Source organism: Bifidobacterium sp. LCP19S3_E9, assembly GCF_052121135.1.
GTDB classification, from domain to species: domain Bacteria; phylum Actinomycetota; class Actinomycetes; order Actinomycetales; family Bifidobacteriaceae; genus Bifidobacterium; species Bifidobacterium thermacidophilum.
The window spans coordinates 60401-77400 of record NZ_JBQKEV010000004.1; the positions used below are offsets into that span (position 1 = coordinate 60401).

At 60.9% G+C, this 17000-nt stretch carries 14 protein-coding genes and 1 tRNA gene; 13 read left to right on the top strand and 2 right to left on the bottom strand.

Annotated elements, in window-relative coordinates; translation table 11 throughout:
* The first annotated feature begins 232 nt into the window (after window positions 1-232).
* The 13 genes from ACTQYB_RS03090 (at window position 233) to ACTQYB_RS03150 (ending at window position 13769) form a co-directional block, all read left to right on the top strand.
* Window positions 233-916 carry an ECF transporter S component gene (locus ACTQYB_RS03090; RefSeq protein ID WP_441481847.1) on the top strand — a complete coding sequence of 228 codons (684 nt, stop codon included), beginning with the start codon at window positions 233-235 and terminating at the stop codon, window positions 914-916.
* A gap of 229 nt (window positions 917-1145) precedes the next feature.
* Window positions 1146-1219, top strand: a tRNA-Ile gene (locus tag ACTQYB_RS03095).
* A 192-nt stretch (window positions 1220-1411) separates the two neighbouring features.
* Window positions 1412-1624 carry a 50S ribosomal protein L31 gene (gene rpmE / locus ACTQYB_RS03100; RefSeq protein WP_029575932.1) on the top strand — a complete coding sequence of 71 codons (213 nt, stop codon included), beginning with the start codon at window positions 1412-1414 and terminating at the stop codon, window positions 1622-1624.
* A gap of 579 nt (window positions 1625-2203) precedes the next feature.
* Complete coding sequence (gene prfA, locus ACTQYB_RS03105; RefSeq protein WP_033506277.1) at window positions 2204-3322, top strand: peptide chain release factor 1; 1119 nt, start codon at window positions 2204-2206, stop codon at window positions 3320-3322.
* A gap of 146 nt (window positions 3323-3468) precedes the next feature.
* Entirely contained in the window at window positions 3469-4365 is an 897-nt protein-coding gene (gene prmC / locus ACTQYB_RS03110) for a peptide chain release factor N(5)-glutamine methyltransferase (protein ID WP_441481848.1), read from the top strand.
* 95 nt (window positions 4366-4460) lie between these two features.
* Window positions 4461-5120, top strand: coding sequence for an L-threonylcarbamoyladenylate synthase (locus ACTQYB_RS03115; protein ID WP_321046283.1), 660 nt, complete (start codon window positions 4461-4463; stop codon window positions 5118-5120).
* Window positions 5117-6367: an MraY family glycosyltransferase gene (locus ACTQYB_RS03120; RefSeq protein ID WP_033506281.1), complete on the top strand. Its 1251-nt coding sequence runs from the start codon at window positions 5117-5119 to the stop codon at window positions 6365-6367. The genes ACTQYB_RS03115 and ACTQYB_RS03120 overlap by 4 nt, the downstream gene beginning before the upstream one ends.
* Window positions 6368-6515: 148 nt before the next feature.
* Window positions 6516-8063 (top strand): IMP dehydrogenase, encoded by a 1548-nt coding sequence (gene guaB / locus ACTQYB_RS03125; RefSeq protein WP_015450818.1) that lies wholly within the window; start codon window positions 6516-6518, stop codon window positions 8061-8063.
* 185 nt (window positions 8064-8248) lie between these two features.
* The gene (locus ACTQYB_RS03130; protein WP_441481849.1) at window positions 8249-9877 is read left to right on the top strand and encodes a sodium/proline symporter; all 1629 of its coding nucleotides are present in this window, start codon (window positions 8249-8251) and stop codon (window positions 9875-9877) included.
* 108 nt (window positions 9878-9985) lie between these two features.
* On the top strand, window positions 9986-10660 hold the full coding sequence (gene orn / locus ACTQYB_RS03135; RefSeq protein ID WP_015450816.1) for an oligoribonuclease: 675 nt from the start codon (window positions 9986-9988) through the stop codon (window positions 10658-10660).
* A gap of 199 nt (window positions 10661-10859) precedes the next feature.
* Entirely contained in the window at window positions 10860-11753 is an 894-nt protein-coding gene (locus ACTQYB_RS03140) for a Cof-type HAD-IIB family hydrolase (protein ID WP_441481850.1), read from the top strand.
* Complete coding sequence (locus tag ACTQYB_RS03145) at window positions 11740-13149, top strand: PIF1 family DEAD/DEAH box helicase (protein ID WP_441481851.1); 1410 nt, start codon at window positions 11740-11742, stop codon at window positions 13147-13149. The genes ACTQYB_RS03140 and ACTQYB_RS03145 overlap by 14 nt, the downstream gene beginning before the upstream one ends.
* A 170-nt stretch (window positions 13150-13319) precedes the next feature.
* Window positions 13320-13769 (top strand): permease, encoded by a 450-nt coding sequence (locus ACTQYB_RS03150; RefSeq protein ID WP_441481852.1) that lies wholly within the window; start codon window positions 13320-13322, stop codon window positions 13767-13769.
* 74 nt (window positions 13770-13843) lie between these two features.
* Here the strand turns inward: ACTQYB_RS03150 and ACTQYB_RS03155 are convergent, their stop codons facing one another.
* A complete protein-coding gene (locus tag ACTQYB_RS03155) occupies window positions 13844-15772 on the bottom strand; it encodes a glycoside hydrolase family 32 protein (protein ID WP_441481853.1) in 1929 nt (642 codons plus the stop codon).
* Window positions 15773-15936: 164 nt separating this feature from the next.
* Window positions 15937-16998, bottom strand: coding sequence for a LacI family DNA-binding transcriptional regulator (locus ACTQYB_RS03160; protein ID WP_441481854.1), 1062 nt, complete (start codon window positions 16996-16998; stop codon window positions 15937-15939).
* Window positions 16999-17000 lie beyond the last annotated feature (2 nt).

The window sequence follows — 17000 nt, forward strand, 5'->3', positions numbered from 1 at the left end:
AAGATGTTCATCAACGAGCAGCAGTAACCGGGCTCCCCGGGAGAAATCGAGAACATGCCGAGGACATCTCGGGAACTGCCGAGAACGCGCCGGGAACACGCCGCATCGGGTTCCCGTTTGTGTGCATGCCCGCTACCATGGCTTGTGGCGTTCCCGCCCGAGCCGCACAGGTCAAGGAACGCCCGAGTTCCGAGACAATACTGTGTGCGGCCATGAGGGACAGGAGAATCCCATGGGCAACTTTGCTCGCAATCAGGTCGATTCGACCGAATCAACATATCCATCTTTCCAAGGCAACGGCGCTGTGCCATCCGCACGTCCGATCACGTTGCGCTGGACCACCGCCGATATCGCCGTCGGCGCCGCGCTCGGTGTCGCATGCGGGCTAGTCTTCTGGGGATTTAACTTCGCGTATCAGGCGATTTCGCCGGTGTTGGGCGCGCTGTTGCCAGGCATCGCGAGCGTGCTGCATGCGTTCTGGTATTTTTCCGGCCCTCTTGCATTGCTGATCATCCGCAAGCCCGGTGCCGCCGTGTATGTGAATCTTGTCGGCGCGGTCGCCGAGATGGTGTTCGGCAATAATTTCGCGTTTTCCTTCGTCTTCATTTCCGCAGCGCTGCAAGGCGTGTTCGCAGAGATTCCGTTCGCGCTGGCTCGCTACCGCAAGTACAATCTGCCGATGAGCATCGTCTCGGGGTTGTGCGTGGCGATTGAATACGGGTTCTATCTGCTGTTCTTCAGGTATCAGGGCGTCGCGCTGATTAGCCCTCGTGGCATCACGCATATGATCAGCGAGATCGTCGGCGGCGTGGTGTTCGCCGGCATCATGAGCTGGTTCCTGTATCTTGCCATTGCCCGGACGGGTGCGCTTGACCGGTTCGCTTCCGGTCGTGCGGTCCGCGGTCTGGCAGACTGACCCGCATACGTTGTCGGAGTATTCCGTCGACGTATGTGACCGGTGCCGTTGTCGGTGCCTGTTGTTGGGCTGGCCGGCTGATTCGGTAATGGCCGAATCCTTTGATTCTTGTCGTTGAATGCATAGGCGGAATCCCGCGTGTCGTCAGTATCCGTTTCTCGGAACTCCGGATACGGGCGCGTGCGGTTAGGGGATTTGCTATATTGGAAAAGTTGGTTTTCTCCAACGTGGGGCCTTAGCTCAGTCGGTTAGAGCATCGGACTCATAATCCGCCGGTCCACGGTTCAAGCCCGTGAGGCCCCACTACCTTTTCGGTGTTGTTATCGGCGTCGTTTCGGCTCGCGGTTTGATTGGCTGGTGTCGGCTGCGTTGCTGCTACGCCTTGGGCTCATTCGCGTGTCGTCCGTAATGGCGCGTACAATACTGACGGTTCCGGTTCACGCCCGCCATAGGGGCTGGCGACCCGGGTCCCCCGAATTCCATAGGAGACACACCATGAAGCAGGGTATTCATCCCGATTATCACGCCGTGCAGGTCACCTGCTCGTGCGGCAACACGTTTGTCACCCGTTCCACCGCCGCTGGCGATCATATGACGGTTGACGTGTGCTCGAACTGCCACCCGTTCTACACCGGCAAGCAGAAGATTCTGGATACCGGCGGCCGCGTGGCTCGCTTCGAGAAGCGTTACGGCAAGCGCAGCAAGTAAGGCTTCTATCAACGCCAGTCTTCGGACTGGCGTTGTTGTTTTTCTGGCGCGTTCACGGCAATGCGGCTTGCCCGGCATCCATATGCCTCCAGTTATCTCGCCGCAGTGTGACGGTTGGATTGCACTGCTCTGAGGTATCGGCAGCTCTAGACCAGTCCTAGGGCGGTATCGCCGTGTGGTGCGATGGTTGGGCCGCATGCCGCCTCGATTGGCGGCCAGCAACCAGTGCCCACACCAGCTGTCATCCGTCGTCCCGGCTTTGCCCATCGTCTCCCGCATCGGCATTCCGCACGTCGTCTCCCGCACTTGCCATCTGTGTCGTCGCCCGCCGTCCGTCGCCCGCACTCGCTCTTCACACGTCCGCCGCCCGTCTCGCACCCGAGTCGCGTGCGAATACGCACCTTGGCCAAGCATGCCTATATGATGGTGAAGTTGAGCAAGATGAAGCGCAATCGCTGACATACGCCTGGTCGTCGCCGCGGCGCCTATGGCACACAGCCGGCGCCGGGGACTGCCGGGAATGCGGCAAATCGGATATACAGACGCGCGAACACGTGCAACGGTAACGAGGAATGGTATATGGCACAGGATCCACAGGATCAATTCCCTGCAGCGCAGACCGCAGTGGAGGAGTATCACGATATCGAACGGCAGATGGCGCAGCCCGAAGTCGCGTCCGACCCCGACAAAATCCGCAAGCTGGGCCGCCGTCATGCTGAACTCGGCACCATCGTCACCGCATACAACACATACCGTCAAATGGTTGACGATCTTGAAGCGGCCAAGGAAATGGCATCCGAGGACGAGGATTTCGCCGCTGAAGCCAAGCGTCTGGAATCAGAACTGCCGAAGGCCGAGGAAGCGTTGCGCACTGCGCTGATTCCCCGTGACCCGGATGACGCCCGCGACGTGATCATGGAGATCAAAGCCGGCACCGGTGGTGAGGAGGCCGCCCTCTTCGCCGGCGATCTGCTGCGCATGTACCTCAGGTATGCCGAAAAGCGCGGCTGGACCACCACCATCCAAAGCGAGAACACCACGGAACTCGGCGGCGTCAAGGACGTCCAGCTCGCCATCCGCGCGAAAGGCACCCCTGCGCCGGAGGACGGCGTCTGGGCGAGCCTGAAATACGAGGGCGGCGTGCATCGCGTGCAGCGCATCCCCGTCACCGAATCGCAGGGGCGCATCCAGACATCCGCTGCCGGTGTCATCGTGTTCCCCGAAGCCGACGATGATGACGACGAGATCGAAATCGATCCGAAAGACTTGAAGATTGACATCTTCATGAGCTCCGGCCCCGGCGGCCAATCGGTGAACACCACGTATTCCGCGGTGCGCATGACCCATATCCCCACCGGCATCGTCGTGAGTATGCAGGACGAGAAGTCGCAGATCCAGAACCGCCAGGCCGCGCTACGTGTCCTGAAATCCCGCCTGCTGGCCATGAAGCACGAGCAGGAAGCCGCCGAAGCTGCCGATATGCGCCACTCCCAGGTCCGTTCGCTGGACCGTTCCGAGCGCATCCGCACCTACAACTTCCCGGAGAACCGCATCGTCGATCATCGCACGAATTACAAGGCGTATAACCTCGACCAGGTGCTGGACGGCGATCTGCAAGCGGTGATTGACAGCGACATTCAGGCCGACGAGGCTGCGCGTCTCGAACAGCAGAAGCATCAAGGCGCGAACGCGGCCTGACCTGTACACTCGTATGGCGGTATGACGACATGACGGTTTGGCGACATGACGACCAGACGGCCATGCGGCATGACCTGCATGACCAGCATCGCCGTCATGACCGCCAATCGCCGGGTATGGTCCAATCGAAGGGAGTTCTATCGCGCATGGGCATCGAAACACTCAGGCAAATGCTGGCCGAAGCGACCGACAGGCTCAAGGATGCGGGCATCGAAACCGCCCGGTACGACGCCCGATTGTTGTTCGCCGAAGCTTGCGGCACCAGCCCGCGTGACATTGACAAAGCCCTGCTCATGGGCGACGGATTCGAAGCCAGCGACCGTCAGCTCGCCGATTTCCGCTCGATGATGGACCGTCGCACTTCGCGTGAACCGTTGCAATATATTGTCGGCCATGTCCCGTTCCGCTACCTCGATTTGCAGGTCGGACCGGGCGTGTTCATCCCCCGTCAGGAAACCGAAGTCGTAGTGCAGGCAGGCATCGATTGGCTGACCCGCGAAGGCCTGTACGCCCCGAAAGTCGTGGATTTGTGTGCGGGCAGCGGTGCGATCGGCCTGTCCATCGTCACCGAAGTGCGCGGCGCCGAAGTGTGGGCTGTGGAGAAGTACCCGGAGACGCTCGCTTGGACGAAACGCAACGCCAAACTGGTCGCAGGCAACGATCCCGCGGCTGGCTACAACTATCACCTCCAGGCCGGGGACGCCACGGATACGACCACACTGGCCGCGCTGGACGGTTCGGTCGATCTTGTGGTCACCAATCCGCCATACGTGCCGATATCCCAGCCGCCGCAACAACCCGAGGTGCGTGATTACGATCCGCAGGCGGCGTTGTACGGCGGTTCGGCTGACGGCACGCTGATTCCGGAACGGATCGTCCGCCGGTCCGCGGCCCTGTTACGCAAAGGCGGCGCGCTGGTGCTTGAGCATGACATTACCCAGGCCGACCGGATGCTCACCTATGCGCTGTCGAACGGCTTTTCGCAGGCGCGCACCGGCTTGGATTACACGTCACGGCCGCGGTATCTGTTCGCAATCAAGTGATGCCGCCCGGCACGTCGCGTCTTGCGGCCCGAGCGCACGCCGGCCGGCACGTCGGGACGCGATGGTGCAATAGTGGTGAAACAATCGGAGGTTTTATGGGCGAGGTATGCACAATCGATGACGGGTCCATTGCGCGGGCGGCGCAGATTATCAAGGATGGCGGGGTTATCGTCATCCCCACGGACACCGTGTACGGTATCGCCTGCGATCCGTTCAACAGCAAGGCCATCGACCGGATTTACGAACTCAAGCGGCGTCCAAGGTACAAGGCGTTGCAAGTGATCATGGCCGATGCCGACAATGTGGAGGATTTGGGCCTGTACCTTCCGGCCCCGTTGAACCGTCTCGCCGCGGCCTTCCTTCCGGGGGCGTTTTCGCCGATTGCCGTTGCCGAACAGGATTGCCGGTTGAAGACGATTCGCCATGAATCCGATGGACATGCGACACAGGCGATCCGCGTGCCGAATTCCGCGCTGTCCTTGCGTATCCTGCGTGCGACCGGCCCGGTGGCGGCCTCCAGCGCGAACCGGTCCGGCGATGAAAGCGCCCAGACCGTTAACGAGGCCGTCGCCGCGTTCGGCGACCAGGTCGATCTGTATCTTGATGGCGGCCCAACCCAAGGCCATATTGCCAGTACGGTGGTCGCGGCCGACCCGACGGAACGCGACGGCATCAACGTCTTGCGCGAAGGCGTCATCGATCAGGCGGCGATTCGCGAAGCCCTGCACATCAACGGCGGGGGATTGGGCGCATGAGGGTCTACCTGTTCATCGCCGCGGTCGCCGGGGGAGCCACATGGCTGATCACCCCGTTGATTCGTCATATCGCCATTCATATCGGCGCGGTTGGCAGGGTTCGCGCACGTGACGTGCACACCATCCCGACCCCACGCATGGGTGGTTTGGGCATGTTGATCGGATTCGTGGTCGCCATGCTGTTCGCCAGCCGCATCCCGTTCATTTCCGGCTTGTTTACAGCGAATCATCAGGCTTGGGTGGTTATGGCGGGCGCGATCATGATTTGCCTGCTCGGCATGGCCGACGACCTGTGGGATTTGGACTGGATGCTCAAACTCGCCGGTCAGCTGCTCATCTCCGTGTTCGTGGCGTGGGGTGGCCTGCAGATTATCTCGCTGCCACTCGGGTCCTTGGTCACCGCGTCCCCAACGCTGTCGATGGCCATCACCGCATTCCTGATTGTCGCGTCCATCAACGCGGTGAATTTCGTGGACGGCCTGGATGGGCTTGCCGCCGGCATTGTCGCCATCGGCGGTATCGCGTTCGGCTTGTATTCGTATATTCTCGCGCGCTCGTCACCCAGTTACGCATCGATGGCTACGCTCATCGATGTCGCGTTGGTCGGGGTCTGTATCGGCTTCCTGCTGCACAACTGGCATCCTGCGAAACTGTTCATGGGCGATTCCGGCTCGATGCTGCTCGGCTATCTGATCACCTGCGCGTCGATTGTGATGACCGGACATTTGGATCCGGCTTCGTTGCACACGAGCGTGTATGTCCCGGTATTCATGCCGATTTTGCTGCCGATTCTTGTGCTGTTCCTGCCGGTGCTGGACATGTGCTTGGCCATTGTGCGGCGTTTGAGCAAAGGCCAGTCGCCGATGCATCCCGATCGTATGCATTTGCATCACCGGATGCTTAGAATCGGCCATTCCGTCCAAGGGGCGGTGCTGATCCTGTGGGGTTGGGCCGCGCTGATTTCCTTCGGGTCGGTCACCATCCTGTTCTTCCCGGTCAGATATGTGGTGATTGGCTTCCTTGTCGCTGCGGCGGTGCTGACCGTGCTCACCATGTTGCCGTATCTGCGCAGGAGGATTCCGGAGATTATGGAGGAAGACGCCGCGTATTCGAAGCACCATGCCGCTCAGCATGTGTGTCCGCAGTCGGGGCGGGGCGCCGATCGGCCGACTTCCGAGGCTGGGAATGAATCGCGGGATGCGGGAAAGGACACGGAAAGGGACACGGATCGTCCGTCGCAAGCGTGATCGGGCCTGTCTACCAGCAGGCGGATGCGGGATTGCGGCGCGATGCCCACGGTCCATGTCTTGTGCCGCTGCGCTCGAAAAGCTCGTAATGACGCCCATTTCGGCCGTTCGCGTGTCGCAAGTCAGGTCACGACCTTATAGTGTGGTTATGGCTTCAAATTTTGACACGCAAGCACAAGCATATGCTCCAGTCCCTCCGATTTTCGCCAAGCTCGGCCTCGCGTATGACGATGTGCTGCTGCTTCCGAACGAGACGGATGTGATTCCGTCTGAAGTTGACACCACCACCCACCTCACCCGCGAAATCACCATGAAGACTCCGGCGATTTCCGCGGCCATGGATACCGTCACCGAATCCGACATGGCTATCGCCATGGCCCGCAACGGCGGCATCGGCGTGCTCCACCGCAACCTGTCCATCGACGATCAGGCCGCTCAGGTCGATATCGTCAAGCGCAGCGAATCCGGCATGATCACCGACCCGCTGACCGTGAACCCGGAAGTCTCGCTCGCCGACCTTGACAAGCTGTGCGGCAAGTTCCACATCTCCGGTCTGCCGGTCGTGGACAAGGACAACAAGCTCGTCGGCATCATCACCAACCGCGATATGCGGTTCATTCCCTCCGAGGATTACGACCGTCTCGAGGTCAAGGACGTCATGACCAAGGACCACCTGATCACCGGTCCGTCCAACATCTCCAAGGAAGACGCGCATCGCCTGCTCGCCAAGTACAAGGTCGAGAAGCTGCCGCTCGTGGACAACGAGGGCCATCTGACCGGTCTGATTACCGTTAAGGACTTCGTGAAGACCGAGCAGTACCCGGACGCCACCAAGGACGACCAGGGCCGTCTGCGCGTGGCTGCAGGCATCGGTTTCTTCGGTGACGCCTGGCAGCGTGCCTCCGCCCTTATGGAGGCCGGCGTTGATGCGCTCGTCGTGGACACCGCCAACGGCGAAGCCCGTCTGGCACTCGACATGATTCGTCGCCTCAAGGCCGACAAGGCGTTCAACGGCGTGCAGATCATCGGCGGCAACATCGCCACCCGCGAAGGCGCCCAGGCCATGATTGACGCCGGCGCGGACGCGGTCAAGGTCGGTGTCGGCCCGGGCTCCATCTGCACCACCCGCGTGGTCGCCGGTGTCGGCGTCCCGCAGCTGACGGCTGTCTATGAGGCCGCCCAGGCGTGCAAGGCCGCGGGTGTCCCGTGCATCGCCGACGGTGGCATCCACTATTCCGGCGATATCGCCAAGGCGCTGGTCGCCGGAGCGAGCACCGTCATGCTTGGCGGCGTGCTCGCAGGCTGCGAGGAAGCCCCGGGCGAGAAGGTCCTGCTGCATGGTAAACAGTACAAGCTGTATCGCGGCATGGGCTCGCTGGGCGCAATGGCCCCGCGCGGCAAGAAGTCCTACTCCAAGGACCGCTACTTCCAGGCCGATGTCACCAGCAACGACAAGGTCGTGCCGGAAGGCGTCGAAGGCGAAGTCCCGTACCGTGGCCCGCTCAACGCCGTGCTCTACCAGCTTATCGGCGGCCTGCACCAGTCGATGTTCTATGTCGGCGCGCACAACATCAAGGAACTGCAGGAGCGTGGCCGCTTCATCCGCATCACCGACGCTGGCTTGCGTGAATCCCATCCGCACGACATCGTTATGACCGCGGAAGCGCCGAACTACTCCGGCTTCCACAACAACTGATGTCCTGACAGCCCCGCGGGCGTGATTCCGCGGATTGCTGCCGGATTGCAAGGCGGCCGCCCTGTTGCCAGCGCATCAGAGCGGCCGCCTTTTTGGTACTACCGACGAAAGAGACCAGCGAAAGATGTCTGCCCGCCACACGGATAGGCTGCACACGGCATCGTCATGATTGAGAGAAGAAGGGTATGGTCACCAAAGACTTCTGGGTACTGCTCGCCATGGTGTTGTATTTCATCGCCATGCTGTCCATCGGATTCGCCTATTCGAAACGTTCGAACTCCTCAGCGAAACAGTATTTCGCCGGCGGTCGCGGTGTCGGCCCGTGGTTGACGGCCCTGAGCGCCGAAGCCTCCGACATGAGCGGCTGGCTGCTCATGGGTCTGCCCGGTCTGGCCTACTTCACCGGCGCCGCAGACGCCATGTGGACGGCAATCGGCTTGGCGATCGGAACCTATCTCAACTGGCGGCTGGTGGCCCGGCGTCTGCGGCGATATTCGGTCGTCGCGGGGGATGCCATCACCGTGCCGGATTTCTTCTCCAAACGCTTCCATGACACGAAGAATGTCATCTCCACCATCGCCGCGCTCATCATCCTGATCTTCTTCTGCGTGTACGTGGGTAGCTGCTTCGTAACGGTCGGGAAACTGTTCTCCACGCTGTTCGGCTGGGATTATCACCTGACGATGGTGATCGGCGCGGCCGTCGTCTTCGCCTATACACTGATCGGCGGCTACCTGTCTGTGGTCGTCACCGACTTCATCCAGGGCATGCTCATGTTCTTCGCGCTCGCCGTCGTGTTCATCGGCTCGATCGTCTCGGTCGGTGGCGTGGATAACACCGTGACCTTCCTGCGTGGCATCCCGGGCTTCCTCGACGGCACGCATCTGGCCACCCCGGTGCTCAACTCCATGGGCGAACAAATCGTGCGCGACGGCAAGGCGGTCTTCGGCGCGCCCACGGATTACGGCATCATCACTATCATCTCCATGCTCGCTTGGGGGCTGGGCTACTTCGGCATGCCGCAGGTGCTGGTGCGCTTCCTGTCGATTCGCAGCTCCGAGGAGATCCGCAAATCTAGGATCATCGCCACCACCTGGTGCGTGATTTCACTGGCATGCGGCGTGTGCATCGGTCTCGCGGGACGCGCGATGATGCCCACCCAGTTCGGCACGCAGGCCGCCGCAGAGAACATTTTCATCGTGATTGCCCAAGCGCTGCTGCCGAGTTTCCTGTGCGGCATTGTGGTGTCCGGCATTTTCGCCGCATCCATGAGCTCCTCCTCGTCATACCTGATTATCGGTGCGAGTGCGGTGGGGGAGAACATCTACCGCGGTGTCATCAACCGCAAGGCCACCGACAAGCAGGTGATGATGGTGGCGCGCACCACGCTGCTGGTCATGTTCCTGTTTGGCATTTTCGTGGCCTTCGACCAAAATTCCTCGATTTTCCAGGTCGTTTCCTACGCGTGGGCGGGGCTCGGCGCGTCCTTCGGCCCGCTGATGCTCCTGTCCCTGTACTGGCGTCGCACGAACAAGTACGGTGCCATCGCCGGCATGCTCGGCGGCACGGTCACGGTGCTCATCTGGCATAATCTCATCAAACCGCTCGGCGGTGTCTTCGCCATCTACGAGCTGCTGCCCGCGTTCATCATCTCGCTGCTGCTCATCGTCGTCGTCTCGCTGCTCACACCGGCGCCCGAAGATTCGGTGCTGTACGAATTCGACCACTATCTCGACGATCCCGCCGACCGCAAGGTCGATGACGATCTGGTCGCAGCCGAGATCCAAGCCGCCGAGGAACGTTCGCAAATCTGAGACGCGATGCTTCTCCCACCCCCGCGGTAACCTGAGAGGTCCGGTCCGTGGGGGTTCGCATGCCGCCGAAGTCGGACATGACCGTTGATACATGAGGAAAGAGGCACCATGGTAGACGCACATGACGCAGAGACCTATACCGCGCAAGATTCGCGCATGATCTGGATTGATTGCGAGATGACCGGACTGGATATCTTCCACGACGAGCTGTGCGAAGTGTCCGTCGTTCCCACCGATTTCGACCTCAACGTGCTCGACGAGGGCGTGGATTATGTCGTCAAGCCGTCCGACGCGGCTGTCGCCCATATGAATGATTTCGTGCGCGCCATGCACACCCGTTCAGGCCTGATCAACGAATGGGAGCACGGGCTGAGCCTTGAGGAAGCCGAACGCAAGGTGACCGAGTATGTCGCGCGGTTCACCCCAGACGGGGTCAAGCCGTTGCTTGCCGGCAATTCCGTTGGCTCCGACAAGAAATTCCTCGACCGCTACATGCCCGGCCTCATGGAGCACCTGCACTACCGGGTCATCGACGTGAGCACCATCAAGGAGCTCGCCCGCCGCTGGTATCCGGACGTCTACCGCAACCGTCCGGCGAAGAACGGCGGCCACCGTGCGCTCGCCGATATCATCGAATCCATTGACGAGCTGCGCTACTACCGCGATCTGCTCTTCGTCCCGGCCCCAGGCCCGGATGCCGAGGCGGCTAAGGCTGGCGCTCGCCACATCGAGGCGACCAGTCTGCTGCGCACGTACGAGAAGAACGGCAACGCCCTCGAGTAACGTCAGGGAGGCCGTCATTTGACTGCTGACGGCCGCTTTTGCCCGCTACAGCTCGGCCGATTGCCGCACCGCACGAAGCCGGCACGGAACCGGCTTGTTGCCGGCGACCATACCGGTATGAAACCGGTACGTTGCTGGCACTGAACCGATACGCTGCCGCCCCGCTATTCGTGAATCAGAATGCTGAAAGGATCCAGGCATGAACGCGACACCATGGACTCAATCCACGCCGCTTTCCAGTGATATCGCGATGGTCGTCGCCGATATGGACGGCACATTACTGGACGGCGACAGCCGGATTCCTGAGGGATTCTGGCCGCTGCTCGCACGCTTGCAACGCGCTGGCATTGAATTCGTACCGGCGAGCGGGCGACAGATTTTCACGCTGCGTGACATGTTCGGCGACGCCATGCCGACCGGCTCGTTCATCGCCGAGAACGGCAATCTTGTGGTCGCCCGGGGCCGCACCACCGGTGTGACCGCGCTGCCTGCCCACGCGGTGGCACAAATGATCGGCCTGTTGGCGGGCGCTGACTTGCCTCAAGGCCATGATGTCGGCATGGTGGTGTGCGGCGAGCACAGCGCGTATACCAACCGCAAAGACACGCCGTTCGTGGACGAATGCCGCAAGTACTACCACCGTCTCGCCTTCCTCGACGACCTGCATGAAGCGGTGATGGGGCCGCACGCCGACCGGATTCTCAAGGTGGCGGTATTCGATTTCGGCGATGTGCGTGTGCCCGCTGACACCCTGTTTGCCCCGCTGCGCGACTGCTATCAGGTGGTCGTTTCCGGAGCGCATTGGGTGGACATCATGGACGCGCGCACCGACAAGCGCCGCGGAGTCGTGGCCTTGCAAGAACAGCTGGGCATCACGCCCGCGCAAACCATGGTGTTCGGCGATTATCTCAACGATTTGCAGATGCTGGGTGCGGGGGAGTGGTCCTTCGCGATGGCCAACGCCTACCCGGATTTGCTGCGCGAGGCGCGGTATATCGCCCCGGCAAACACCGAGTATGGCGTACTGCGCATCATCGACGCCATGCTCCGGCAGCGGGAAAGCCGAAGGAGACACGCCGATGCTGCAAACTGACGCATTGAGGATTCTGGATGCCGGCGCCAGCGTGTTCCTCACCGGCGCCCCGGGGGCCGGTAAAACCTATGTGCTCAACGAATTTGTCAAACAGGCCAGGGCGCGCGGGGCGTCCGTGGCGGTTACGGCATCCACCGGCATTGCGGCGACGCATCTGAACGGGCAGACCATCCACTCGTGGAGCGGTGTCGGCGTCGCCGAGGCGATGACTGACAGCCTGCTCAAACAGATCAAGACGCGTCGTGGCAAGCGTATCCGCGCGACCGATATCCTCGTCATCGACGAAATCTCCATGATGCACGCCTGGCTGTTCGACATGGTCGATCAGGCATGCCGCGCGGTCAGGCGCAATCCGGAGCCGTTCGGAGGGCTACAGGTCGTCATGTCCGGCGACCTGTTCCAGCTGCCCCCGGTCGCCCATGCCAAGCGGGACCGCGAACTTGTTGTTCCGCCGCCGGAAATGGTCGCCATGCGTGAGCGGTATGAGCGGGCAGGGCGCAATCCGGAGGGTTTTGTCACGGAATCGTTGGTATGGCCGGAACTCAACCCTGTTGTGTGTTATCTGACCGAACAGCATCGTCAGGATTCCGGCCAGCTGCTTGACGTGCTCACCGACATCAGGCACGGGGCGGTCAGCGATGCCGATCGCGCGGCGTTGGAGGCCCGCATTGGCGTCGAGCCGGCCGAAGACGATGTCGCCGTCTATCTGTTCCCCAACAACCGGCAGACCGATGAGCTCAACGACCGTAAACTCGCGCAAATCGACAGCCGCGAGCACGTCTACGAAGCCCAGGCCTCCGGCCCGGTACACCTCATCAAACGGCTGAAAAGCACCATGCTCGCACCGGAACTCTTGACACTCAAGGTCGGGGCGGCGGTGATGGCCTTGCGCAACGACACCAATCAGCAGTATGTTAACGGTTCGCTCGGCACCGTGGTTGATTTCGTCGCCAATCGTGACGGTGACGAGTACCCGATGGTCCGCTTCGACAACGGGCATATCGTCGTCATGCAACCCGCCGCATGGGAGATGATGGACGGTGAAACGGTACTCGCCTCGGTCAAGCAGGTGCCGCTGCGCTGTGCATGGGCGATCACCATCCACAAATCGCAGGGCATGACTCTCGACCGCGCACGGATGGATTTGCGTCGGACTTTCGCGTCCGGCATGGGGTATGTGGCTCTCTCCCGCGTCGAATCGATGAACGGCCTGTACTTGGATGGCATCAATGATCGCGCGTTTCTGGTGTCCCCCCAGGCGGTGGGGCTTGATGGCATTCTGCGCAACCGTTCGCAGATGGCTGAGCGTGAGCTTGCCGAGCATGGCGAGGATGCCTTCCATGACAAGGACGAGGAGCCTCTAGAAGACGAATTCATGCAGGGCGGATTGTTCTAGACGGGGTTGCAGACGGACAATCAATCTTTTGGGCTTCCCGTGTGGGGGCTTCCCGCGTGGGGGCTTCCCGCGTGTGGATTCACGCGTCACGGCGATGAGCAGGCTACACTGGAAGTATCGGATGCGTCCGGCTCACAGGAGAGGCGGACGCCATCGCAAGGAGGTTAGCCATGAAGAAATCAACCGTAGTATCTGTCATCGGTCTGTTGTCCATGTTCGTCGCATTCGTCCTGTTCCAGACACGGCCGCTCGTGCTGTTCGGCACTGTGAAACTCACGGATGTCCTCACCTTGGTCGGCGGTCTCATGTTCATCATCCCGGTATATCTTGATTCTGTGAAACGCAAGCGCGCCGACAATGCCCCGAACCCCGTGGTGTGGTCGACCTTGCCGCCAATCGGCATGGCCGTGGTCTGTGTCGGCATCCTCATGCCGAACAGCCTGACCTTCTTCCATCTGTTCTCGCTGCCTGACGTGTTCTATCTGGTCGGATGCCTGATGATGCTGCCGATTTTCCTGTACCCGATGTCCGGGCTGGAGCGTGCGGAACTTGAAGAGACCGTCGAGGAGGAGGTCGATGAAACGACAAGCACCCCTGCGGGCGGCAAGAAACATCAATAACACCTGACCCTCTGCCGAAACTGGGCATGGTGCTCAGCATCGGCAGAGGGCCTGTTGAATGCGTGGGGGAGGTGTCACCAGATGGTGTTGAGCGTGTTCACCTTGCACGCGGTGACGCTGCCTTGGGTGTCGAGCTCCATCCGCACCTGAGGCTCGCCGGCCTGGAACAGCATGGTTCCCGCAGCTTCGCCGTCATTGAGGAACACTTCGGCGACCTGGTGGTCGAAGAACACCTCGATATGACGGACATCGCGAATGCCGCTGTCATAGGTGTTCTTGTCGAAATCACCCTGCCCGCTTGTCGCCAGGCGGGTCACCCCGTCCCGACGCACCAAGCGCAGGCTTTCCGGCGTGCCGCCGTTGGTGTTGCGGTTCTCGGCGATCGTCAGTGTGAAATCGGCGTCGTCGTCCAGCGTGATATCCGCGTAATACGAGTCGTTCGGGCATGTCGCAGACCACTGCTTGACGCTCGAAGTGGTGCTGTTGGCGGTGTCGATCTGGATCGGGGCGCCGACCAGTTGATCGTACACTTCCTTGATTGGCTTGCCGACCAGACGGTCGTTGACGACGTGGAGTTCGCGCGGCAGCGACATGATGCCGTTGGCACGGCACGGGCCTTCTCGACGCACGCCGGCATGGTCGACGATCCAAGCGATGACGATACGGCGGTCGCGGTCATCGCGGAAGCTCTGCGTCGCATAGTATCCGAGACCGAAGTCGATCCAATCGCTGGACGTTACGGTCAGGCGCGGTGCTGTCCCATCATCGTTGAGATCACCCACATACCAACGAACCGGCTGGAAACCGCCTTCTGCAGTGCGGTAGTGCATCAGCGCCCCGCAGGCGACCGTGCGGTTGTCCAGCGCGAACAGGTCCGGGCACTCGTAGGTACGGGAGACCTGATGCCCGAAATCAGCGAGGACCGGTCCCTCATACTGCCATACAGAGTTGCGGTGCAGCGGCAGGGCGGTAGAGAACAGGGCCATGACGGGCACGGTCGCCTTGTTCTCCTGCGCTTCGGCCGGCTTGCCCATCGGATAGGTGGCGAACCAGCCGGCGGTCGATGCGTGGCTGATGCCAGCGTCGGCATTCTGATCGAATTCGTCGACCGGCTGGTTGGTGGCGGTCACAATCCACGCGCGTCCGTTATGCGTTTTGTTCAGCGGCAGGTTGGTTTCGATTTTCGGATCGCGGAAGTCCAAGCCGGTCGTCGGCGTCGGCCGGGTGATCCATGGCGTTTCCACCTCGAAGTGAATGCCGTCATGACTCAGGCAGGTCGTCTGGTGTTCTTCGACGGAATGTTCATCGCCACGGGTTTCGGTGTGGCGGGTGAGCACGAAACGGATGGCGTCGGCGTCTTCCCCCTTGCACGGGTAGCCGTCGTTGTTCACGGTGATGGCTGAGCCGGAGAACGCGCCGCCGGTGAGTGTATGGTCTGCGGCGAACTCAGGCTGCGGTTCCAGTACGATCGGCAGATGCGTCCAATGCACCAGGTCCCGGCTCACCGCGTGTCCCCAGTGCATGCAGTCCCAGCCCCATCCGTAAGGATTGAACTGGAAGAACAGGTGGTAGCGTCCCCTGAATTCACACAGACCGTTCGGGTCGTTCATCCAGTGCGCAATCGGTTCGAAGTGCGATCCAGTGCGCTCCGGCTGACGGTAGATGGCCTCCGTGGTGGGCAGCGTATCCCATTGTGCGAAATCCGGATCGAGATTGACGTACTGAATGCCCTTGTCGAGATCATCGTCGCTTTCGCTCAGATAGCCGAAACGGCAGACCGCTTGATTGATACTGATGTCGAGGTCAGTGCCGGCGGGCACGTCGAACTGGAAGTGGTGACGGTTTTCGTTCTTCGGCATGACCGCGTATGCGATGGTGGCTCCATCGCTGGGACGGGACAAGTTGATTGATGCCAGCTCGTCCGTGCGTTCGACGAACAGGTCGAGATGGGCGTAGTCGCCGGTGGCGATACGCGCGCTGGTGGCGTTGGTAGTGGGAAGCATGGTGCTCCTTTGCAATGGTGGTTGTTGATTGAAAATTGGGGGGGGGGGGCGGGCATGGCCGGTTATGGGCGGATGCCACGACGTGTGGCGGTAGCCGCGACGATGGGCTTATACAGTTCGTCCGGTTTGCCTGGGCTGGTGCCGGTCAGCGTTTTGGTCTGCCGTCACTCGTTCCCGTGAGCTGCGTGTTGGACGGAGTCTCGCTCGATGATTGAACCATGCACTGTCGTGAATGTATCTTTGGTGTCGAAGGATGAGCGAAACATCTGGTCGGGCTTGATGTCCGGCTTGTCTCGCTGTTCGATCATCGCCACGAGCTGGCAGACCGCTTCGAAGCCCATCTCATAATGTGGCAATTCGATGGTGGTCAGTCCTGGGCGTAACGCGTCGGTGATATTCGGCAGATTGTCGACGCTGACGATGGAGATGTCTTTGCCGATGCGCATGCCCAATTCATTCGCCGCGGCGTAGATGGACGAAGCTCGGACGTCATTGAAGCAGAACACACCGTCAGGCGCGGCGACTTTCAACAGGTCGACGGCCCGTTCATCGGCGTTCTGGTGTTCCGTCGCTCTCACAATCAGTTGCGGATCATCGTTCATACCGGCATCGTGCAGTGCCTTGCGATACCCTGCCAGGCGCTGCGATTGAGCGATGATTCCTGATTCTGAGCCGAAATACGCGATCCTTCGGCAGCCCGCCTTGATGAGCCGGTTGGTCGCGTCATAGCCGATGCCGAATTCATCAGGGTAGATCGACGGCAGATCATGGTTCGCGTCCTCGGCGTCGACCACAACGGTCGGCATGGAACGCAGGGCCGAAGGAACGTCCACGACGCGATGGTACATGAACGCGTATAGGAAGCCATCGGCGTGGTAACGCTTGAGTGTCGCGATTTCCTGCCGTTCCAGCGACTTGTCATTGTTCGTGTTCATGGAGATGAGGATGTAGCCCAGTTTGCGGGCGGCTTCCTGCGCTCCAAGCATGATGCGCACTGCGGAAGGCGTGGTGATGATCTCGTCGGTGACGAAGCCCAAGGTGTGCGATTTGTTGGTTTTCAGCGTCCGCGCGAGCATATTCGGCTCATAGTGGAGCGATGCCGCGGTTTCACGGATATGCTGCGCGGTGGTGTCGCTCACGCGATTCTTGTACTTGCCATTGAGGACGAGGGATACGGCGCAGACGGAGACACCTGCCTGTTTGGCGATATCTTTGAGAGATACCATGC